Raw genomic sequence first — 20,989 nt, forward strand, 5'->3', positions numbered from 1 at the left:
TTATTCGGGTCAGCACGCAAGACGGGCGCATGGCAACCCAGCCCACGAACGTCCTCTTCGTGGTGATGGACACGGTCCGGAAGGACCACCTCACGCCGTACGGCTACGACCGTCCGACGACGCCGGGTCTGGAGGAGTTCGCGGCCGAGGCGACCGTCTTCGAGCAGGCAGTCGCGCCTGCGCCGTGGACGCTACCCGTCCACGCCTCGCTCTTCACGGGGATGTATCCGAGCCAGCACGGTGCCGACCAGGAGAACCCCTACCTCGACGGGGCGACCACGTTGGCCGAAACCCTGTCTCGGGAGGGGTACGACACGGCCTGTTACTCGTCGAACGCGTGGATCACTCCTTACACCCACCTCACCGACGGATTCGACGAACAGGATAACTTCTTCGAGGTGATGCCCGGCGAGTTCCTCTCGGGTCCCCTCGCGAAAGCGTGGCAGACGCTCAACGACAACGAGCGACTGCGCGCCATCGCCGACAAACTCGTCAGCCTCGGGAACACCGCCCACGAATACCTCGCGGGCGGGGAAGGTGCGGACTCGAAGACACCCTCCGTCATCGACCAGACCCAGACGTTCGTCTCCGACTCACAGTCGGAGTCGGGGTGGTTCGCGTTCATCAACCTGATGGACGCACACCTCCCGTACCACCCGCCGGAGGAGTTCAAACGGGAGTTCGCTCCCGGCGTCGACTCCGCCGATGTGTGTCAGAACTCGAAGGAGTACAACTCGGGCGCGCGCGACATCACAGAGGAGGAGTTCGAGGACATCCGCGGGCTGTACGACGCCGAAATCGCTCACATCGACGCCGAACTCACGCGGTTGTTCGACTTCCTCAAAGAGGAAGACGAGTGGGAAGACACGGCGGTCGTCGTCTGCGCCGACCACGGCGAACTCCACGGGGAACACGACCTCTACGGCCACGAGTTCTGCCTCTACGACCCGCTCGTCAACGTCCCACTGATGGTCAAGCATCCGGCGCTCGACGCAAACCGGAGGGCGGACCAGGTCGAACTGCTCGACATCTACCACACCGTCCTCGACGCGCTCGACGTCGAGGGCGGAGTACCCACCAGCGCGGGCGAGACAGCCATCGCACGCGACCGGACACGGTCGCTGCTCTCCGACTCGTACCGACAGTTCAGTCGGGCGTCGAACCCTGATGCCGGTCAGCGGGCCGCGCCCGAGGGCGAGTACGCGTTCGTCGAGTACTCCCGCCCCGTCGTCGAACTCAAACAGTTAGAGGAGAAGGCCAAGGGCGCCGGCATCACCCTCCCCACCGACTCGCGCTTTTACTCGCGGATGCGCGCGGCGCGGCGTCCCGACGCGAAGTACGTCCGAATCGACCGCATCCCCGACGAGGCGTACCGACTCGACCGCGACCCCGACGAACTGGAACCGCTCTCCACCGACGACGAGGCTATCGCCGCGACCGAGGCGGCGCTGAGCGCGTTCGAAGAGTACATCGGTGGGGCGTGGACCGACGCCCTCGACGACGAGGTGAGCGACGACACGGTCGAGGAGATGGACGACGAGGCACAGGAACGACTGCGTGACCTCGGCTACCTCGAGTAGCGAACTCACGAGACGGGGCTTCTTCTCCCTCGCGCGTCTCGGCTCCCGTATGCCACACCTGCGATTCGAGACGACGGCGACACCGGCGGACAGAACGGGGTTCGTCGAGTGGGTCACCGCCGAGTTCGCGGACGTGATGGAGACCGGGACGGGCCACGTCGGCGTCTCTATCCGCGTTTGCGACCGACGAGACCTCTCGATGGGACGCGCGGGTGACGACGAGGACGTCGTGCTCGTCAACGCCGACATCCGCGCGGGTCGGAGCGAGAAACAGCGCCGAACGCTCGCTGCTTCGATTATCGAATCGGTCTCGAAACGGTGGGGTGTTCCCGAACCGAACGTCTATCTCGTCTACACCGAACACGGCGGACGCGACTTCCACCTCGCCGAGGGAGCGCTCGCCTCGTGGGACGAGGTGGAAGCCGAAACCGGGGCTGGACGGCACACCGGATAGCAAGCTTCGAAAAAGGAACCGAATCGAATCAGTCTTCGGCCCAGTAGTACAACTCCTCGCGAGGTGCGTCACACGCCGGACAGGATTCGGGGAGTTCGTCATCGATCTGCCCCATCTCGCCGCACTCCCAACAGCGCCACATGACGTAGCCGACGCCGAACGCGTCGCGGGCCTCCTCGAACCCGACTCGACCGGTCCCCTCGGCGGACCGGACGTAGAAGCCGACGTCATCGAGACCACGGACGGTCCCGAGTTCGTTTCCGTCCGCGTCGTACACCGTCGTTCCGATGTCGACGTCGACGACCGATTCAGCAGCGTCCGTTGCGGATGCCTTCTCGGACATGCGCAGTTGTTGGATGGCTGACGGTAAAAATCGTGGTATTTTCTACCATAGAGAACGGTTTGGACACCCGGAGTTCACAACCGTACCGACCGCGAACGAGTCGCGCGCGACTCGCTCGCGGCGTTTTTTGGTCGAGCTTTTTTCCGAGCGGTTCGCGCTTTGTGCGAACCGCGAGGGCAAAAAAAGGTCGGCCTACATGAAGTCCGCAATCCCGGACTGCTTGTTCTGGTCGTTCTCGAACACTGATTCGAGCGACTTTTCGAGCACTTCGAGACGCTGTTTGGTGTAGGGTCGACAGTCGTACTCGTCGGCGACCCTGATGGCCGTCTCCATGTACTTGTTCACCGACCCGCGGTGGACGGTGAGGTTCACCCGACCGCCGCACTCGCGGCAGTCGCCCGTCAGTGGCACGCGCCGGTACTTCTCGCCGCAGTCGAGACAGCGCGTCTCCTGCCGCGAGAAGGCGCGGAGGTTCCCGATGAGGTCGGGGAGGAAGTGGTACTCGATGACGCGCTCGGCGACGTCCGTCTCGTCGACCGATCGAAGCTTCCGCGCGAGTTCGAGCTGGGCGTCCATCTTCTCCATCATCGAGCCGAGCGTCTTGTACGCGGAGAGGTCGGGTCCGAGGGCGATGTTCGAGGTGTCGTGGCTGTGTTCGAAGCCGTGGTACTCGTGGTCGGTGTCGAGCGTCTCCTCGGCGATTTTTATCTCCACGGACTCGGGGTCTGCCATCTCCAGGGTGGCCTCGTAGAACTCTCTGGGGTACTCGCGGACGATGTCGACGTTGTGTGCCTCGTCGTCGATCTCGGAGGGGTCGATGCGCGAGGACATCACCAGCGGGGCGTCCATCTGCCCGCCGCGCTTGTCGGGGAGGAACTCCTTCGAGAAGTTCAACAGGCCGTCCATGAGGAGCATGACGCAGTCCTCGTCCCCGTCGCACTGAGCGACGTAGAGGTCGTTCGCGACGAGCGAGTGCGTGTCGGAGACGGTCACGTTGTAGGTGAACGCGATGTCCGAGGCGACGGGTTCGACCGACGTCACCTCGTCGAGCCAGACGTCCGTGCTGCCGTCGCCGAAGAGCCGCTGCGGTCGGAGTTCGGTCGACGCCAGTGCGTTCGCGAGCGCGTCTCGTTTCCGGTCGAGGGCGAAGCCGACGGTCTCTGCGAAGCGGGCAGCGTTCTCCGAGGTGATCTTCAATACCCACGATTCGAACTCGGGCGTACCGTCGTAAAATTCGGCGATGACACCAGTGTCGTGCGTTCGCGTCTCCCGGTAGACCTTCGTTGCGATACCGAATCGCTTCAACGCCGCCATCAGGTCGTCTTTCAGTTCGTCACTGACGGTGTGGGCGCGGACCTCGACACGGTCACCGGAGGCGCTCCCGTCACCGCTGAAGTAGCCAGCGAGGAAGCCAGCGAGGGAGTCGGCCGGAGCCGACAGGACTGCGTCGGGGATTCGCTTCGAGGCCGCGTCGGAGCCGACGTCGAGGACGTCGGCGAACACGGCCGTGACGAGTCGGCTCGAGACGGTCACCTTCCACTGGTTCTCCTCGTAGGCGTCGGCCGAGAGCGAACGCTCGAAGATCTCGATAATCTGGTCCCGTACGGACCGGTCCGGGGTACAGATCGTCGTCTGGTAGCACTGGCCGGGTTCGCGGCGGGTGAACCCCTCCGCCGCGTAGTAGCCGAGCAGTTTCGAGAACCCCTCGTCGATTTCGAGGTAGCGGTCGACCTCGGCGGTGTCCCGCCTAGCCGCGAGCGTCACGTCGTCGGGGATCCGCCGGAGCAACTCCTCCTCGTCGAACAGTTCGAGCAGCACCGAGACGGGCACGCTGTCGCGACTGACCCAGTTGTAGACCGTCGACGTGCTGACTCCCAAGGCCGTCGCAATCGGCGTCAGGTACTCGTCGGCGTCGGTCGCACCATCGAAGAGCTCTTTCAGTCGCTCCGTCCCGATACCCCGAACGACGAGGTTTTCGGGTGGAATCGTTCCGGCGTCGAGCAGTTCTTCGAGCAGGTCGTATTCTGCGTGAGCACCCTCGAAGTCGACGCTGCGAGGAGTGGGAATCAGCTGTCCCGGTTCCAACTCTATCGCGGAGGTCCGCTCCAGTTTCTCGCCCGACCACCGCAACAGGTCGTGGTCGGGGGTCACGGTCAGTTCCCGGCCGCTCCGCGTCTCAACTCGAACGAGATGGTCGGTCGAGTGATGCTTCGAGACGGCCTCAACGGGTTTCATCACGGTGTACCCGTTGGCATCGACCGACGGGACCCGGATGTCGCAGTCGAGTTCTTCCACCAGCGTCCCGAAATCGTCGGTACGGGGGTTTTCGAGCCGTTCTTCCACGACCGTCTCGATACGCTCGTGGTGGCAGTCACCGGACTCGTCCTCGTACCAGATTTTCGTATCCGGGTGGAAGCAGTTCCGTCGCTTCGCCGCGTGGAAGTACGGATGGGCGTACCCGACCGCCGCCGAGGTGAACCCCACGACTCTGCCGACGACGGCCGCCGACGTGTGCGGGGCCATCCCGAACACCAGTTCGCCGACGAGGTCCTCTCGTGACTCGACCTCGTAGAAGGGCGGGAGGTCGTAGAAGCGCCGCAGGAGGTCGTCGACGAAATCGGCGGTCTTGAGCATGTGCTCCGCCGCACCATCGGAAAGAACGATGTCCTGTACCTTCAGTTCGACCAGTTGGTCGTCGAAGCGGAGCGGTTCGCCGTCGACGTCGGTGTCGTAGCCGAGGTCACGGAAGTCGTCGGCGGTGACGTCGAGTTCCGCGGGGCGAACGGAAGTAACGGGGAGGTCCGTCATGTCGTAGCGGACGGTGCCGTCCTTGAACGAGGTCACCCCGTGTTTCGCTCGCAGTATCCCCTTCTGGAGGGGTTCGGGCGTCTTGTTCGACGAGGTGAGCCCCTTGACGCCCTTCAGAATGTCGAACGAGGCCTCGCGTTCGGCGACGTCCTGGAGGGCGTCTCGAAGTTCGGTGTTGAGGTCGATCGACTGCCACGCGGCCGAGGAGATGTCGCGGTCGCACCGCCCGCAGTGGACGCGACCCCCTTCGTCGGGTTCGATCACCTGCCCGCAGTCGTCACACTCGTAGTGTGGGTCGGTGTGGGCCGCACACTCGGGACAGCGCGTCTTGTACGTGTCCGTCCCGCACTCTGAGCAGCGCCGTCGGCCGATCTGTACGTCGAACTGTCCGCGTCTTCCGTTCTCCCCGCGTGCGCGTGCCGCGGCGCTCACGTCGCGCTGGCTGCCGCCGGCCTCGCTGATGGGAAAGAGGGTGTGGACGGCGGGCGAGAGGTCGCGGCTCTCGGACTTCTCGGGCCGGCCCATGCGCGCTCCGACGCGGGTGGGCGCACGCTCGCGGATCCGGAACGGGGCGACGTCGTTGACCGCCTCGACGGCGTTTTCGCCGTCGTCCCACGTGCGGGCGTGCTCGGACAACCGGTCCCACGTCCGTTCCAGCCCGGGTGTGAAACCCAGCGAGCGGACGAGCGGTTCCCACGTCGCGATTCGAACGTCGTCGTCGGTCTGTCGGTGTTCGACGAGGAGCGTCTCCAGCGCCCGCGTCGTCTCCTCGGTGCGGGGAAGCACGAGCGTCCCCGTCCGGCGTTCGGACGTCGGGTCGAGCGCGACCCCACCGTCGGCGGTCGCCTCGGTGACGTGCCCGGCCTCGACAGTGTCAGCCAGCGCCTCGAACGCTTCGACCGAGAGGTCGTGCCACAGGTACGTGTACGCCGGGTGGAGCGGGCAGTCGTGCTCCGTGGCCCACGCGAGCGCCTCGGCGACGGTGGGGTTCGAGAGGTCGACGTGCGGGTCGTCTTCGAGCGCCTGGAGGTCGCCGCCCGCGTGTTCGAAGTCCTGTCGCCACCACTCCACGGTGTAAGAAGAGGGCGCGAGCGGGTGGTTGTTCTCGATGAACTCGCCGTAGTTGACGAGGTACTCCCCGAGGTCGAGGATGGCCTCGACGCCGTTTCTGAGTTCCAGCGCCTCCCGGGGGTCGTCGATGCGGCGGACGTCGCCGTTCGCCAGCCTGACCGTCGGTCCCTCGATGGAGTCGACCGGCACGACGCCGGCGGCCTTGCCGGGCCGTTCGGTTTTTATCTGGGTCCCCGTCGCGAGGAAGTCGTCGACGAGGTGCATCGTCGCGGGGTGGACGCCGGCGGTGGCGAACCCGTGGTTGCGTGCGCGGCCGTATCTCAGTCGAAAACCGCCGGGCATCGACGGGTGGCCGAACACGGGGCGGCCGGCGATGAGGTCGCGGAGGAACTTCGTCGCCGGTTCGACGCGGGGAGGTCCGACGGGTTCGTCGGCAGGTGCCGTCTCACCGTCGTCGTCGGCCTCGCGTTCCGAGTCCTCGCCGGACTCGGCGTCGTCCGTCTCGGCCTGTCCGTCTTCGTCGTCCGTGCCGATGGTCCCGTCGATGAGGTCCTGGAGCCAGGGCCACTCGACCTCGTCGAGTTTCCGGGTGTAGCGCTGGATCTTCGGCGCCTTCAGCGCGATTCCCTCCGCGAGAACGAGACACATCCCGCCGCGGGGGTTGTTGGTGTCGACGCGTTCGAGGTCTCTGTACCCGGAGACCTCCTCGTCTCCCGTCGCCTCGCCGTCGAGCATGATGGGCATGTTCCGGGCGATGAAGCGGGTCTCCTTGTCCTTCGGCGAGTACTGCAGTCCGGTGTCCTTGTCGTAGAGGTTGACCTCCTCGACGTAGCGTTCGACCTCCTCCGTTCGGGGTTTGTACTCGTCGATGTCGAGGAGCGTCCGGGCGTAGTCCGCGACGAGCACGGAGAGGGCCTGTGCCGTCCCGCCCGCCGACCGGATGGGCCCGGCGTAGTAGACGTTGACGAACTGGGTGCCGTCGTCGTTGTCGAGTATCTCGACGCGGTCGATGCCCTCGATGGGCGCGGCGACGACGCCCTCGGTGAGGAGCGCGACGGCCGTCCGGACCGCGCCCTCGATCTTCCCCGCCTTCGACTCGTAGTCGCCCACGCTCCCCTCGACGAAGTCCGTGACGAGTTCGAGCGCGGCCTCCTCCCGGGACATCTGGCCTTCGAGTTCGCGGACGCGCTCGGCGACGCCCGGAATTTCGAGGATGTTCTCGACGCGGTCGGCCATGTCCTTCGCGACGGGTATCTCGACCTCGCAGGTGGGGTCCCACCCCTGCGCCTTGGCCGCTTCGGCGGTCTCGAACGCCTCGTCGAGGCGGGACTCGATGCGCTCGAAGTAGCGTTCGTCCTCCCGTCTCATCCCTGTTGCTCGCTCACAGCCAGAGATCCAGGTCGGTCACGTCGTCGTGTTCGCGCTCTAAGGGCTCCTCGAACGCGCGGAGGTAGACCTCGCCGGCGAACACGGTCCCCGAATTGAGGTGGCCCGCGAGCGACTGCCCCGAGCGCCGCGAGAGCACGGCGTGGGTGTGCGCGAACGGTTCGCCGTCGAGGAGCGCGACGTTGCCGACGCACGCCGCGACCTCCAGCGGTTCGTCGAACTGCACCGAGAGGTACTCCTTGTCCTCCTGGTCGTAGAACCAGACCTCGGCGTCCTGCACGGCACCCATGGCGTTGAACCACGCCGACTCGATTCCCTCGCGCGCGGCGAACTCTTCGATCTCCTCGCGCCAGTCCGTCCCGTGTTCGAGCGAGCAGAGGAACTCCCGTGTCGGCGTGACTTCCCGATAGTTCATAGCCAGGCTATCGGGAGTGGTCGACAAAAAAGTTCAGTCACGCGTCGGGCGATGCGTCTCCCGAGGTGCGAGTGCGACTGCCGAAAAGCGAGGGCGTACCGACGCGGCTAGCGCCACTCCGGAAGTGTCGACGCCTCTTCGAGTCGCACTGCCATCCAGGCGTCGTCGCAGGTCACGTCTGCGATGATAAACTGCGACCGACCGGGGGCAGAGTCCACCGAGGCCATGACCTCAGTGTTCGAGGCATCGACGGGAGTGGTCGCATCCGTCATGTTTGGTACAACGTACCACCCTCTTATAAATTCGTCGATGTGTCGAAGACGAATCGGCCAAACAGTCCGATAGTTTCGGACGTTTTTCTGTATTCGATGGGCCTAACGCGCAGCACGTCAATAAATATAACGAACTAGTGAGCTGTCTTTCAATTACATGGGAATCAGTGCGGGAACCGTCCCGAGTCGGCGCACGCAGTAACGCTCTGCGAACGCGAGGGACGGACGAAAATCACCGCACGACGGGACGTGCGTCCGTGATATCCGCTTCGCAGAGTACAAGAGGAGGGGGCCTGTAAGCGGGGGTATGAACGTAGCCGACGCGATGACGCCACGAGCGGAGGTGGTCACGGTCGAACTCCCCGGCACCCGTGACGACGTCCTGACCTACCTCCAAGAGCGCGGCTTCTCCTCCGTCCCCGTCGTCAAGCAGACCGACGACGGCGAGGAGTACCGCGGCCTCGTCTCCCGAGAGGACCTCATCGAACAGCCCGACGAGGACCAGCTCGCACTCCTCCTGCGGGAGGTTCCGACGACATCGCCCGACGCGACTGTCGAGGAGGTCGCGGAGCTGATGGTCGACACCGGGGCGCGTCGGGTACCGGTGGTCGACGACGGACTCGTCGGCATCATCACCGTGACGGACGTGGTTCACGCCATCGCCAGCGGCGACGCCGACGGTGACGCCGGGGTCGGTGACCTCGCCGCGAAGGACGTGAACACGACCTACGTCGGGACGCCACTGACGGTGGCCGAGCGCGAAATCTACTACGCCAACGTCCCCTACGCGGTGGCCCTCGACGACGACGGTCGGATGTGCGGTATCCTCACCGAGGTCGACATCATCGAGGTCGCCCGCGTCGTCGAGGGCGAGGACGACACCGGTGACTCCATCGCCAACCAGGACAACGACTGGATGTGGGAGGGCATCAAGGCCGTCGGCAACCGCTACATCCCGACGCGGAACGTCGAGATTCCCGCCGAGGCCGTCGAGACGTTCATGACGACCGACCTCGTGACCGTCTCCCGAACCCGGACGGCGAAAGAGGCCGCGCAGATGATGATCTCGAACGACATCGAGCAGATCCCGCTCGTGTCCGGCGACGAACTCATCGGCGTGGTCCGCGACATCAACCTGCTGGAGGCGCTCTGACGATGCCGGCGGAGGGCGCGAGCGAGAGCGAGGCCATCGCCGAACTCGCGAAGCGCCGCGGCTTCTTCTTCGGCGCCGCGGGCGCCTACGGCGGCGTGGGCGGTTTTTACACCTACGGCCCCCAGGGCGCGTCCCTGAAGCGCAACGTCGAGGACGCCTGGCGCGAACGCTTCGCCGTGCAGGAGGGCAACCTCGAAATCGACGGCCCCACCGTGATGCCCGAACCCGTCTTCGAGGCGTCGGGACACCTCGACGGCTTCGACGACATGCTCGTCGAGTGTCCCGAGTGCGGCGAATCACATCGCGCCGACCACCTCATCGAGGATTCGACAGGAATCGAGGAGGCCGAATCCCTCCCCATCCCCGAAGTCGAGGAACTCATCGCCGAACACGACCTCGCGTGTCCGAACTGCGGTGCCCCCCTCGCCGGCGAACCGGTCGAGGAGTTCAACCTCATGTTCGACACCACCATCGGCCCGGGGTCGTCGACGCCCGGCTACCTCCGGCCCGAGACGGCACAGGGCATCTTCGTCGAGTTTCCTCGATTGAAAGAGTACGCGCGCAACCGCCTCCCCTTCGGCGTCACCCAGATCGGTCGCGCCTACCGGAACGAAATCTCGCCCAGAAAGAGCCTCGTCCGCACCCGTGAGTTCACCCAGGCGGAGTTGGAGCAGTTCATCGACCCCGAACGGGACGAACCGGACCTCTCGACGGTCGCCGACCGCGAAGTCGAACTGTACCCCGCGAGCGAACAGGTCGACGACGACGGGAAGATACTCCAGACCACCATCGGCGAGGCGGTCGAGGCGGGTGTCATCGGCAGCGCGTGGGTCGGCTACTTCCTCGGCGTCGCCGACGAGTGGTACGAATCCGTGGGAGTGGACATGGACCGGTTCCGCTTCCGCCAGCACCTCTCGGGCGAGCGCGCCCACTACGCCGCCGACTGCTGGGACGCCGAGGCGGAGGTCGACGGCGACTGGATCGAGATCGCCGGCTTCGCGTACAGAGGAGACTACGACCTCTCGAAGCACGCAGAGCACGCCAACGACGACTTCACCGTCTTCCAGCAGTACGACGAGCCGAAGGTCGTCGAACGGGCGGTCGTCGACCCGGACATGAGCGTCCTGGGTCCGGAGTTCGGCGGGGCCGCCGCGGGCGTCGCGGACGCGTTGCAGGAACTGGCCGAGCGCGACCCCGAGGCGTTCGACGGCGAGGAGGTGACCGTCGAGGTGGGCGACAGCGAGTACTCGGTCCCGACGGCGGTCGCGGACTTCCGTATCGAAGAGCAGACCGAGTCCGGCAAGCACGTCACGCCGCACGTCGTCGAACCGTCGTTCGGCGTGGACAGAACGGTGTACACCCTCGTCGCCCACGCGATGCGCGAGGACGAGGTCGACGGCGAGACGCGGACCTATCTCGACCTCTCACCCACGGTGGCACCGACCGACGTCGGCGTGTTCCCGCTCGTCTCGAACGTCGACGACCTCACCGACCGGGCGCGCGAACTGGCGAGTCAGCTTCGGAACGCCGGCTTCACCGTCGTCTACGACGACTCGGGCAGCATCGGCCGGCGCTACCGCCGGCAGGACGAGGTCGGGACGCCGTTCTGCGTGACGGTCGACCGCGACGGCCTCGAAGGCGACGGCCCCGAGAGCGTCACGGTGCGCGAGCGCGACTCGGCCGCGCAGGCCCGGGTGCCGGTCGACGCCCTCGTCGCCGTCCTCGTCGACCTCCGTGCTGGAACCCGGGCGTTCGACGACGTGCTCGACGAGTACGACCGCGTCGCGACCGAGGCGTAAGGCGTGAGCGAACTCCAGCGACGTCTCGTCCACGCGAGCGGGAGCCTCGTACCGCTGGGGTATCTCGCCGGACTCGTCCCGTGGTCGCTCGTGCGAGGCCTCGTCGTCGTGAGCGCCCTCGTCGCGACGGTGTTGGAGGTGCTCCGCCTCGGCGTGGGACTCGACTGGGCCATCTACGACCGACTCACCCGCGACTACGAGCAGGACAACCCCGCGGGCTACGCGCTGTACACCTACAGCATGGCCGGCGTGGCGCTCGTCTTCTCACCGCCCGTCGCCGTGGCGGGGATGCTCATGCTCGCCATCGGCGACCCCATTTCGGGTCTCATGGGCTCGCGCGACGTCGGCGAGACGAAACGGGCCACGACGCTCCTCGTCATGTTCGGCGTCTGCCTCCTCCTGGCGGTCGGAACGTTCGCCGCCGAGGGCCTCGGGGTAGATGCGTCGGCGCTCCTCGCAGGTGCCGTCGGTGCCGCCGGGGCGACCCTCGCCGACGGTATCAAGCCCGTGGTGGCGGGCTACGTCGTCGACGACAACCTCTCGATTCCGCCGACGGCGTGCGTGGGGATGTGGCTCGTCCTCTCGGTCCTGCGGTGAGGGTGGTTCCCCCGAAGGCGCCCCGCCCGGAGACGAACGTCCACGGCCTCCGAAGGGCGGACCGGGCGTCGGACGCTCCCACCCGAGAACGAAACGCCGCCGCGTAGCGTTTTTGTCGTGACATGCCGTGAGTCGATAGTATGGACCTGAGTCAGAACATGTCGACGGCCGACCGCGTCGTTCGCGGCGTCGTCGGTATCTGGTTGCTCGCGATGGCGGTCGGTGCGGCGCTCGACCGACGGAACGTCGTGGCTGCCATCGCCGGTATCGCGGGAGCAGGCCTGCTGTCGAATTCGCTGACCGGACACTGTGGCGGTAACGCCTTGCTCGGAATCGACACCTCGGGCAGCGAGCCGTGATACTGGTTCGAGAGGGTGAGGTGGACGCGGGGGCCGTGAGAATTTATTAGCGGGTCGGCCCAAGGCGGTGTGTGACCGTCTACGAGAGCGACCTCCCCGGCGTCGGCAAGAAACACGAGATAGAGCTCGGTGACGGCTCACGGCTCGTCGTCGTAACGCACAACACGGGGAAACGGGAGGTGTTCCGTCGAGCGGACGACGACGCCGACTCGGAGAAGCTCTTCGAGCTCCCCGACCAGCTCGCTCGCCAGGTGGGGACCATTCTGGAGGGGGCGTACTTCCAGCCGGTGCGCTCACAGAGCATCGAGACGCTCCTGGGTGGGGACACGCTCATCGAGTGGGTCGAAATCCCCGAAGGGTCGGACCTCGACGGCAAGACGCTCGGCGAGGCCGACCTCCGGCAGGAGACGGGCGCGAACGTCATCGTCGTCCAGCGGGGCGACATGACCATCACCAACCCCGGTGGCGACACGGAACTCCGGGCCGGCGATACCCTCCTCGCCGTCGGCCCGCGGGAGGCCTGCCGGACGTTCCAGTCCATCGTCACGGGCGAGTGAGATGGTCGAGTTCTCCCTGTTAGAACTCGGTGAACTGTTCGTCGTCGTCGCCGTCGCCGGAGCCGTCGGAGCACGGTTCGGCCTCTCCGTCATCCCGCTGTACGTGGTCGGTGGGATGGTCGCCAGCCCGTTCGTCGCCGGGCGATTCGGCCTCCCGTACGTCCTCCAGTCGGAGACGCTGACGCTCCTCGCCGAGGTCGGAATCGTCCTTCTGCTGTTCTTTCTCGGGCTGGAGTTCAGCCTCGACCGGCTGCTGGCGGCGAAGACGAACATCTCTCGGGCGGGCCTCATCGACATCGTGGTCAACCTCCCCGTCGGGGTGGTCATCGGCCTCGCGCTCGGCTGGCCGCTCGTCGAGGCCCTCCTGTTAGGAGGCATCGTCTACATCTCTTCGAGCGCCATCATCACGAAGTCGCTCATCGACCTCGGGTGGATCGCCAACGCGGAGTCCGAACCCATCCTCGGGACGCTCGTCTTCGAGGACCTCGTCATCGCCGTCTACCTCGCGCTCGTCACCTCGCTCGTGCTGGGCGGGGACGGCGCGGGAAGCGTCGTCCGGAGCCTCGCCATCGCCTTCGGTTTTCTCGGCGTACTCCTCGTCGCCGTCCAGTACGGCACCCGGCTCTTCTCGGCGGTACTCGACGTGGAGAACCCCGAGCCGTTCGTCCTGCGGACGCTCGGCGTCCTGATACCGATCGCCGGCTTCGCGCTCTCTATCGGCGTGAGCGAGGCCGTCGCCGCCTTCTTCGTCGGCATGGGCTTTTCGACCACGGAGCACCGCGAACGCATCGAGCGCCGCCTCGTCGGCATCCGCGACGTGTTCGCCGCCGTCTTCTTCTTCTGGATCGGCGTCAACACCGACCCGCGGCTCGTCCTCGCCGCGGCCGTCCCGCTGGCAATCGCCGTCGTCGTCACCACCCCCACCAAAATCGTCTCGGGCTACTACGGGGGCCGCGTCTACGACCTCACGCCGAAGCGGTCGCTCCGCGTCGGCGTCGGGATGGTCTCACGCGGGGAGTTCTCGCTCGTCATCGCGGCGCTCGCCGCACAGGGCACGGGAACCATCATGACCGAACTCATCCCCGCGTTCGCCGTCGGCTACGTCCTCGTGATGAGCACGCTCGGGACGGTGCTGATGAGCGAGTCCGACCGCCTCGAAGCGCTGGTGTTCCGCGAGTCACAGGAGTCGACGGCGACGGCCGATTGAGGCCGGGAGACACGCGAGGGGAGAAGCGGTGCGGTGGCGCGTGACGACAACGGCCTCCGTACCGCGTCCCGCGAGTGCAACGAGCGGGAAGCGGCGAGACCGCAGGTCTCGCCAGCCCTCACGCGCGAGGGATGAGTTCCTGAACGAGCGGAGCGAGTGAAGGGACGAATCGGCCGGGGAGGCCCGTGGCGTCAGCGCCCTGGCGACCGCACGTCTTCACGCGGTTCTACACAGACCGCTCTCCCCGACACCCCGTGCAATCGCTGAACCACTCGTCGGGACCACGCTCAAACCGCAAACAACAGAAAGCGCACGCTGACGAACACGAAGTACGCGATGACGAGCCACGCGCCCTCGCGTCGGCGGATGACCCAGCCCTCCCGGCTCGCAATGCCGACGAGCGCGAGGCCGACGAGGAACTTGAACGGGAGGTCCCAGCGAATCACCGAGGGGGGAACCGTGTAGGTCGACACCACGCCGCCGAGGCCGAACCCGACGAGCGGGTTGACGACGTTCGAGCCGACGAGCGTCCCGAGCGCGAGGTCGGGCGTCTTTCGTCTGAGGGACTCGACCACCGTCGAGAGTTCGGGGAGCGCGGCGGCCAGCCCGATGGTGACGACGCCGACCATCGACCCGTTCAGCCCGAGCGTGACGACGAGGTCGTCGACCACGCGGAGCACGACGAAGGCGCTCCCGAGGACGAGCAGGAACCCGACGAACGCGGCGACGGCGTCCCGTCGGGGGTCCGCGCTCGCCGTCTCGGGGAGGCTCTCCACTCTGCCGTGGGTGGTGACCGTCCAGTAGGCGTAGGCGACGAACGCAACGAGGAGCGCGAGGCCGTCGAGCCGCGAGACGTGGCCGTCGACCACGACGATGAACGTGAGCGCGAAGGCCGCGAGCATCGGGTAGTACGTCGACCGACGGAACGCGTGCGAGAGGGTGACGCGGCCGAAGCCGACGAGGAAGAGCCCGACGAGCAGCGTCTGCTGAACCGTCGACGACCCCATGTTGCCGCCCATCACCGTCGCGCTGGCGACGGCGGGGTCCAGCGTGCCGGAGACGATGCCGAGCGAGGCGACGAGGTGCGAGCCGAGTTCCGGGAGGCTGGTCCCGAGCGCGACGAGCGTCGAGGCGACGACGGCGTCGGGGACGTCGTACGCACGGGCCAGCGCGACGAGGCTGTCGACGGTCACGCCGGCCGCCTTGACGAGGACGGCGAGCGCGACGGCGGCGAGAACGAGCGAGCCGACGAGGTCGGGTGTGAGCGGGACCGGTGCCATCTCAGTCGCGTCCCCAGCCTGTCATCGTTTTCGACTCACACCGGGTGGGGTGAAAAGTGCGCGTGTTCCGGGGCGCGTCACACGTCGGCGTCAGCGGGGTCGGAGACGAGTCCGAGCTGTCGAAGCATCCCGAGCGCGTCGAAACTGGCCCAACGCTCGGCGATCTTCCCGTCCTCGATGCGGGCGATGATGATGCCCTCGCCCTCGAACGTCTCACCGGTCGGCTCGATGCCCATGAACGGCCCGCGGTGGGTGCCGCGCATCCGCGCACGGAAGGCGACTCGGTCTCCCTCGGCCAGTACGTCCTCGATGGTGTACTCCAGGTCGGGAAAGGCGTCGAGATACCGCTGGTTGTACGTCCTGAACGCCTCCGGGCCGCGGACGTCGTCGGAGGGGTCGTGGAGCACCGAGTCGGGGGTGAAAAGCTCGTCCATCGCGCTCACGTCGCCCCGCTGCCAAACGGTCTCGACGAACCGCCGGACGACCGCCTTGTTCGCGTCGAGGTCGTGTGTCCTTTCGGTTGACATGACGGCGTCAGATGGACCGCCACGAGCAAAGCGCTACCGGCACCGCTGGACGTCCGTACCAGAGACAGTGAGCGGCGGCTCAGACGGAGCCGGTCACGTCGAACGAGGTGACGATGGCGTCCAGCGCCTCGGCGTCGCGCGGCGCGACGAGTTGGACGACGACGAGTACCGTGTACGAACCGTCCGGCGGCACCGCCGCGATGACCACGATGGCGGTGTCGCGCCCGTCGCACGACTCGTAGCGCGACACGCGACCGGTGAACTTCCCGTCGCTGTAGTTCCCGCGGCCGCTCGCGGTACACGCCGGGAAGCTGAACTCGTCGAGTACGACGTCGGGGTCCCGGGAGAGGTCACGGGAGGCCAGGATGGAGACGCCGGGCGTCGAGTAGCCGCTGTTGTACGCGTCGACGTCGGGGGCCGCGACGAGGCCCGGGCCGATTTCGAACGCGCGCCCGTCCACGTCGGACCACTCGGCCGGGACGTCGACGACGATGGAGCCGCTGTTGTCGGAGACCCGCCGGTAGTTGGCGTAGCCGGCGGCGGAACCGGACGAGTCGCCGCTGTTCGAGGAACCGCCATCGCCACCGCCGCCACCACCGGCAGGGAGCACCGACTGGAGCGGGGCGCCGTTCACCTCGCCCGAGAGGATTTCACCGGTGGTGAAGCGGAGGACCTGCACGGAGAGCACGTCGTCGGCGTTCCGCGACCGGAGGATGTCGCAGTAGTCCTTCATCGACCCGTCGCGACCGAGGGTGAGCCCCTCCATGCGGACGATGATGTCTGCCGGTTCGATGCCCGCGCGGGAGGCGGGAGAGCCGGATTCGACCGACGAGACCCACACGCCCGAGATGGAGCCGTCGTCGCTCCGGACGGCGCGGCCGTTGATGCCGATGGTGTTGACGTTTCTGCCCTGCCGGAGGTCCTCGACGATGCCGCGGGCCAGCGGCGCGGAGATAGCGAGGTTGATGTCGAACTTGTCGTCCCCGGCGTAGTTGACGCCGACGACGCGCCCGCGCTCGTCGACGAGCGGGCCGCCCGAGTTCCCGGGCCGGATGCGCGCGTCGTGTTCGAGGACGCCGTCGACCGACGCCCACACCGTGTGGACGGTCGAGGCCTGCTTCGAGATGATCCCTCTCGTGACGGTGTAGTTCGGGTCGCCCAGGGGGAAGCCGAGCGCCCACACTTCGAGGTTGGTCTGGATGGGGCCGTCGTACCACTGGAGGGCCTGGAACTCACCGCCTGTAATCTCGATGACAGCGAGGTCGGAGCACTCGGAGACCCCGAGCACCTTCGCGTTGTACGACCGGCCGTTCGCGAACACTTCGAGCGTCGCCGCGCCGGTCACGACGTGGTTGTTGGTGACCGCGATGCCCGAGGGGTCGATGATGAACCCGGTCCCGCTGCCGGCGGAGTTCGCCTGATAGCCCACCTGCGGGTCGACGAACGACCCCTGTGCGACGATGCGGACGACGGAGGCCCGAGCGTCCTCGACGCTCGTCACGCCGGAGACGCCCGAGGCGAACTCGGTGCCGCCGCCGGTACACCCGGCGAGGCCCGCGAGACCGACCGCACCGAGGCCCGCGAGGAACGCTCGTCTATCGAGCGTCGGACGCGTTCCCTCGGAGGACAGCCCGTCGACGGCCGCAGTCGCGGTGTCCGGTTCCGGGCGTGTGAGTCTCTGTCTGTCGTCTCCGCGTTCGGTTGCTGCGTAGCTCATGATTGAATACCCGTGTGAGAGTGTACCGTACGCTGTCATGAACGATAAATACATACAGTCAACTGTCAATTCTTTCTGACCGACACGAAATCCTGAGAATCGAGGCGGACGAGCGCGCCGACGAGTCGGACTACCCCGAAAAGAGCGAGGTGTGGACGGGCGCGTACTCGCGCTCGTCGGCCGAGTCCTCCTCCGCGGTGTCGTGGATGGCGCTGCCCTCGATACCCTCGGCGAGGAAGTCCTTCAGCGGCGGGCCGACCTTCTCGGGTTCGACGAGGAACGCGTCGTGGCCGTGGTCGCTCTCGACGACGTGGTGCGCCACGGGGATGTCCGAGTCCCGAAAGGCCGCGGCGACTGCCTCGCTCTGGGCGACGGTGAAGTGCCAGTCGCCGGTAAAGGAGAGCAAGAGCGCCTCCCCCTCGAACGCGGCGAGTGCGGCGGCGTCCGATTCGTACCCTTCCGAGAGGTCGTAGTCGTCCATCGCGCGCGTGAGATAGAGGTAGGAGTTGGCGTCGAACCGCTTGGTGAACTTCTCGGCCTGGTAGTCGAGGTACGACTCCACGTCGCGGTAGGGGAAGAAGGAGGCCGCGGGGTCCACCGGAAAGGTGTCGCGAATGGCGTCTCTCCCGGCGGAGCGGCGGCCGAACTTCTGTTCCATCGACGCCTTCGAGAGGTACATCACGTGGCCGATCTGTCGCGCCAGCGCGAGGCCGTCCCTCGGTTCCTCGCTTCCGTAGTAGTCGCCGCCGTTCCAGTTCGGATCGGTGGTGATGGCGCGGCGGGCGATGGCGTCGAGCGCGAGACACTGCGGGTCGAGGCGGGCGGCCGCCGCGACCGGGGCGATGCGGTCGACGTCGTCGGGGAAGGCGACGGCCCAGTCGAGGACGTTCATGCCTCCCACGCTCCCGCCGACGACAGCGTGGAGGCGGCCGACGCCGAGTTCGTCCAGCAGGGCGCGCTGGGCGTTCGTCCAGTCTCTCACGGTCACGGGCGGGAAATCCGTTCCCCACGGTTCGCCCTCGGGGTCGTCGCTCGGGGACCGTCCGTCCCGTAGCAGGAACCGGGGACGTTCGCACAGACCACGTAGTACTGCTTCGTGTCGACGGCCTTGCCGGGGCCGACGATGTCGTCCCACCACGCGCGGGCCTGGCCGGCCGTCCCCTTCGTCTGCCGACCGGAGACGTGTTGGCTGCCCGTGAGCGCGTGACAGACGAGGACGGCGTTCGACCCGGTGAACTCCCCGTACGTCTCGTAGGCGACGGTGAACTCCTCGATGACGTCGCCGCACTGGAACTCGAACCGGCCGATGGAGGTGCGGTCGCGGGTCGTCACGCCCCGCTCACCGCCCGCTCGATGCCCTGGTCGAGGTCCGCGACGATGTCGTCGGCGTCTTCGATGCCGACCGAGAGACGGAGCATGTCGGGAGCGACCCCCGCCGCGCGCTGTTCCTCGGCGCTCAACTGGGCGTGCGTCGTCGACGCCGGGTGGATTATCAACGTTTTGGCGTCGCCGATGTTGGCGAGGAACGACGCGAGTTCGACCGACTCACACAGCGTCTTGCTCGCCTCGAACCCGCCTTCCAGTCCGAAGGTCACCATCCCGCCGTAACCGCCGTCCAGATACCGAGAGGCGAGGTCGTGGGTCTCGTGGCTCTCCAGTCCCGGGTACGAGACCCACGCCACGCCGGGATGGTCGTCGAGGAACGCGGCGACCTGCGCCGCGTTATCGGAGTGTTTCTCCATTCTCAACGGGAGGGTTTCGAGACCCTGCAGCGTCACCCAGGCGTCGAACGGCGACTGCTGGTTCCCGAGCGAGCGGACGGCGCGCTGGCGGGCACAGGCGGCGAAGGCACGGTCACCGAACCGAGTCGAAAAGTCGATGCCGAACGCGGGGTTCTCCCCGGCGAGTTCGGGGTACTTGTCGGTCGCCTCCCAGGGGAAGGTGCCGCCGTCGACGAGGATGCCGCCGACCGTCGTACCGGAGCCGTGGAGCCACTTGGTGGTCGACTCCCAGACGACGTCGGCGCCGTGTTCGAGCGGGCGACACAGGTACGGCGTCGCGAAGGTGTTGTCGACGACGAGCGGCGTCTCGTGGGCGTGGGCGACGTCGGCGATGGCCTCGAAGTCGGGGGTGCGAAGCGAGGGGTTGGCGACCGTCTCGACGTGGACGTACGCGGTGTCGTCGTCTATTTCGGCCTCGTACGCGGAGACGTCGAGCGTGTCGACGACGCGCGTCTCGATGCCTCTTCTGGACGCCATCTTCGAGAGGTACGTCGCGGTGCCGCCGTACATGTCGGCTGAGGCGACGACGTTGTCGCCGCTCTCGGCGAGGATGCTCGTCGCGGAGTCGAGTGCGGCCATGCCGGCCGCCGTCGCAACCGCGTCGGTGCCGCCCTCCAGGGCGGCCATCCGCTCTTCGAGGACGCGCGTCGTCGGGTTCGAGATGCGCGAGTAGACGTACCCGTCCGCTTCGAGGGCGTAGAGGTCCGCCGCGTAGTCGGCGTCGTCGAAGACGTAGGAACTGGTCTGGTAGATGGGTGGTGCGCGGGCACCCGTCGCCGGGTCCGGGCGCTGTCCGGCGTGGAGGCTCCGGGTGTGGAAGCCACGGGTCATGTGTAGTACGCATATTTCTCGAATATCTTATAACCCGTAGTTACGGCAAGGCCTGCGGTTGTTCGCAGGGTCGTCGGGGAGAACGGCTCGGTCGCTCGATATCGGGAGTGCGTGCGGCGTGTGGACGAAGCGCGTGAGAGGGGCGGCGGTGGCGTCGGCGGGTCAGTGGCGTCGTCGTCGGACCGCGCTGACGACGCCCGCGAGGAGCGAGAGCACGCCGAGGCCGGCGACGACTGGGCCGCCGACCCGTACCGCGCGCCGCTGGAACGTGTCCGTCCGGTGGTTGACGCTCTCGGTCACGAGCGCGCGGTACTCGTCGCGCTCGGCGTCGTAGAGGGCGTAACAGCCCGTCCCGCGGGCGACGTGGTCGCTCGGGAAGACGAACGGACCGTCGGCCTCCCCGGACCGTTCGACGGTGTACGAGCCGTTCGCCTCTGCACGGCGGACGTCCGCCCGTGCCGCCGCCGAGAGGTTCGAGCGGTCGACGACGAACCGCTCGGGTTCGACCGAGTCGTTCGCCTCTCCAAGGGAGAGTTCGGCGACGGCGTCCGCACAGAAGCCGTCGGTCGGCGTGCGGTATCGGAAGTCGCGGTCCCAGTCGGCGGTGAAGAAGTCGACGAACGGGAGCGCGAGGGCCGTCGCGAGGAGGACGAGTCCGAGGAGAGCGAGGCGGGTGGACCGGCGCATCGTCGGGGAGTCGACGGTGACGGGCAAAGGTCTTCTGGGGACAGCGGCGGGTGCCAAAATCGGTCGAGAGGGCGGGAGCAGAGCAGGTGGGCGTGGCGTATCGACTCGCTTCACCAGAGTCCACGGGGGCAGAACCGCGCGGCGCACGAACGCGATGGAGCCACA

17 protein-coding genes and 1 pseudogene are annotated in these 20,989 nt (G+C 67.0%); 8 read left to right on the forward strand and 10 right to left on the reverse strand.

Annotated features, from left to right (window positions below; all coding sequences use genetic code 11):
* Nucleotides 1-29 precede the first annotated feature (29 nt).
* The gene (locus C2R22_RS20110; RefSeq protein WP_103427350.1) at nt 30-1,580 is read left to right on the forward strand and encodes a sulfatase; all 1,551 of its coding nucleotides are present in this window, start codon (nt 30-32) and stop codon (nt 1,578-1,580) included.
* Nucleotides 1,581-1,629: 49 nt separating this feature from the next.
* Nucleotides 1,630-2,034, forward strand: coding sequence for a tautomerase family protein (locus tag C2R22_RS20115; protein WP_103427351.1), 405 nt, complete (start codon nt 1,630-1,632; stop codon nt 2,032-2,034).
* Between the two features lie 28 nt (nt 2,035-2,062).
* Here the strand turns inward: C2R22_RS20115 and C2R22_RS20120 are convergent, their stop codons facing one another.
* The 4 genes from C2R22_RS20120 to C2R22_RS25720 all read right to left on the reverse strand — a co-directional run bounded on the left by C2R22_RS20120 (nt 2,063) and on the right by C2R22_RS25720 (nt 8,329).
* Nucleotides 2,063-2,377 (reverse strand): DUF7130 family rubredoxin-like protein, encoded by a 315-nt coding sequence (locus C2R22_RS20120; protein ID WP_103427352.1) that lies wholly within the window; start codon nt 2,375-2,377, stop codon nt 2,063-2,065.
* A gap of 192 nt (nt 2,378-2,569) precedes the next feature.
* Complete coding sequence (gene polC / locus C2R22_RS20125) at nt 2,570-7,624, reverse strand: DNA polymerase II large subunit (RefSeq protein ID WP_103427353.1); 5,055 nt, start codon at nt 7,622-7,624, stop codon at nt 2,570-2,572.
* Between the two features lie 13 nt (nt 7,625-7,637).
* Nucleotides 7,638-8,057, reverse strand: a complete 420-nt coding sequence (locus C2R22_RS20130; RefSeq protein WP_103427354.1) for a PPC domain-containing DNA-binding protein — start codon at nt 8,055-8,057, stop codon at nt 7,638-7,640.
* A 107-nt stretch (nt 8,058-8,164) separates the two neighbouring features.
* The gene (locus C2R22_RS25720) at nt 8,165-8,329 is read right to left on the reverse strand and encodes a DUF7556 family protein (protein WP_173862824.1); all 165 of its coding nucleotides are present in this window, start codon (nt 8,327-8,329) and stop codon (nt 8,165-8,167) included.
* Between the two features lie 307 nt (nt 8,330-8,636).
* Between C2R22_RS25720 and C2R22_RS20135 the strand changes: the two genes are divergently transcribed.
* The 6 genes from C2R22_RS20135 (at nt 8,637) to C2R22_RS20160 (ending at nt 14,001) form a co-directional block, all read left to right on the forward strand.
* Entirely contained in the window at nt 8,637-9,482 is an 846-nt protein-coding gene (locus tag C2R22_RS20135) for a CBS domain-containing protein (RefSeq protein WP_103427355.1), read from the forward strand.
* 2 nt (nt 9,483-9,484) lie between these two features.
* Entirely contained in the window at nt 9,485-11,281 is a 1,797-nt protein-coding gene (gene glyS, locus C2R22_RS20140; protein WP_103427356.1) for a glycine--tRNA ligase, read from the forward strand.
* Between the two features lie 3 nt (nt 11,282-11,284).
* Nucleotides 11,285-11,878, forward strand: a complete 594-nt coding sequence (locus C2R22_RS20145; RefSeq protein WP_103427357.1) for a diacylglycerol/polyprenol kinase family protein — start codon at nt 11,285-11,287, stop codon at nt 11,876-11,878.
* 140 nt (nt 11,879-12,018) lie between these two features.
* Nucleotides 12,019-12,237 (forward strand): YgaP family membrane protein, encoded by a 219-nt coding sequence (locus C2R22_RS20150; protein WP_216824763.1) that lies wholly within the window; start codon nt 12,019-12,021, stop codon nt 12,235-12,237.
* A 71-nt stretch (nt 12,238-12,308) separates the two neighbouring features.
* Complete coding sequence (locus C2R22_RS20155; RefSeq protein WP_103427358.1) at nt 12,309-12,794, forward strand: cation:proton antiporter regulatory subunit; 486 nt, start codon at nt 12,309-12,311, stop codon at nt 12,792-12,794.
* A gap of 1 nt (nt 12,795) precedes the next feature.
* Nucleotides 12,796-14,001, forward strand: coding sequence for a cation:proton antiporter (locus C2R22_RS20160; protein WP_103427359.1), 1,206 nt, complete (start codon nt 12,796-12,798; stop codon nt 13,999-14,001).
* Between the two features lie 287 nt (nt 14,002-14,288).
* Here the strand turns inward: C2R22_RS20160 and C2R22_RS20165 are convergent, their stop codons facing one another.
* The 6 genes and pseudogenes from C2R22_RS20165 to C2R22_RS20190 all read right to left on the reverse strand — a co-directional run bounded on the left by C2R22_RS20165 (nt 14,289) and on the right by C2R22_RS20190 (nt 20,824).
* A complete protein-coding gene (locus C2R22_RS20165) occupies nt 14,289-15,281 on the reverse strand; it encodes a sodium:calcium antiporter (protein WP_103427360.1) in 993 nt (330 codons plus the stop codon).
* Nucleotides 15,282-15,358: 77 nt separating this feature from the next.
* Nucleotides 15,359-15,808: an ester cyclase gene (locus C2R22_RS20170; RefSeq protein ID WP_103427361.1), complete on the reverse strand. Its 450-nt coding sequence runs from the start codon at nt 15,806-15,808 to the stop codon at nt 15,359-15,361.
* 79 nt (nt 15,809-15,887) lie between these two features.
* Nucleotides 15,888-17,525: a S1C family serine protease gene (locus tag C2R22_RS20175; RefSeq protein ID WP_162562577.1), complete on the reverse strand. Its 1,638-nt coding sequence runs from the start codon at nt 17,523-17,525 to the stop codon at nt 15,888-15,890.
* A gap of 130 nt (nt 17,526-17,655) precedes the next feature.
* A pseudogene (gene metX / locus C2R22_RS20180) lies at nt 17,656-18,857 on the reverse strand (homoserine O-acetyltransferase MetX).
* Complete coding sequence (locus tag C2R22_RS20185; RefSeq protein ID WP_103427363.1) at nt 18,854-20,137, reverse strand: O-acetylhomoserine aminocarboxypropyltransferase/cysteine synthase family protein; 1,284 nt, start codon at nt 20,135-20,137, stop codon at nt 18,854-18,856. The pseudogene metX and the gene C2R22_RS20185 overlap by 4 nt, the downstream one beginning before the upstream one ends.
* 162 nt (nt 20,138-20,299) lie before the next feature.
* Nucleotides 20,300-20,824 (reverse strand): hypothetical protein, encoded by a 525-nt coding sequence (locus C2R22_RS20190; protein ID WP_162562578.1) that lies wholly within the window; start codon nt 20,822-20,824, stop codon nt 20,300-20,302.
* Nucleotides 20,825-20,989: the final 165 nt, after the last annotated feature.

Source organism: Salinigranum rubrum (assembly GCF_002906575.1).
Taxonomy (GTDB): Archaea; Halobacteriota; Halobacteria; order Halobacteriales; family Haloferacaceae; genus Salinigranum; species Salinigranum rubrum.

Excerpts from the sequence above, each read along its gene's own strand:
- C2R22_RS20130 (WP_103427354.1), bottom strand. The coding sequence starts at position 8,057 with ATGAACTATCGGGAAGTCACGCCGACACGGGAGTTCCTCTGCTCGCTC.
- C2R22_RS25720 (WP_173862824.1), bottom strand. The coding sequence starts at position 8,329 with ATGACGGATGCGACCACTCCCGTCGATGCCTCGAACACTGAGGTCATG.
- glyS (WP_103427356.1), top strand. The coding sequence starts at position 9,485 with ATGCCGGCGGAGGGCGCGAGCGAGAGCGAGGCCATCGCCGAACTCGCG.
- C2R22_RS20115 (WP_103427351.1), top strand. The coding sequence starts at position 1,630 with ATGCCACACCTGCGATTCGAGACGACGGCGACACCGGCGGACAGAACG.
- C2R22_RS20135 (WP_103427355.1), top strand. The coding sequence starts at position 8,637 with ATGAACGTAGCCGACGCGATGACGCCACGAGCGGAGGTGGTCACGGTC.
- C2R22_RS20170 (WP_103427361.1), bottom strand. The coding sequence starts at position 15,808 with ATGTCAACCGAAAGGACACACGACCTCGACGCGAACAAGGCGGTCGTC.
- C2R22_RS20190 (WP_162562578.1), bottom strand. The coding sequence starts at position 20,824 with ATGCGCCGGTCCACCCGCCTCGCTCTCCTCGGACTCGTCCTCCTCGCG.
- C2R22_RS20175 (WP_162562577.1), bottom strand. The coding sequence starts at position 17,525 with ATGAGCTACGCAGCAACCGAACGCGGAGACGACAGACAGAGACTCACA.
- C2R22_RS20160 (WP_103427359.1), top strand. The coding sequence starts at position 12,796 with ATGGTCGAGTTCTCCCTGTTAGAACTCGGTGAACTGTTCGTCGTCGTC.
- C2R22_RS20165 (WP_103427360.1), bottom strand. The coding sequence starts at position 15,281 with ATGGCACCGGTCCCGCTCACACCCGACCTCGTCGGCTCGCTCGTTCTC.
- C2R22_RS20185 (WP_103427363.1), bottom strand. The coding sequence starts at position 20,137 with ATGACCCGTGGCTTCCACACCCGGAGCCTCCACGCCGGACAGCGCCCG.
- C2R22_RS20150 (WP_216824763.1), top strand. The coding sequence starts at position 12,019 with ATGGACCTGAGTCAGAACATGTCGACGGCCGACCGCGTCGTTCGCGGC.
- C2R22_RS20120 (WP_103427352.1), bottom strand. The coding sequence starts at position 2,377 with ATGTCCGAGAAGGCATCCGCAACGGACGCTGCTGAATCGGTCGTCGAC.
- polC (WP_103427353.1), bottom strand. The coding sequence starts at position 7,624 with ATGAGACGGGAGGACGAACGCTACTTCGAGCGCATCGAGTCCCGCCTC.
- C2R22_RS20110 (WP_103427350.1), top strand. The coding sequence starts at position 30 with ATGGCAACCCAGCCCACGAACGTCCTCTTCGTGGTGATGGACACGGTC.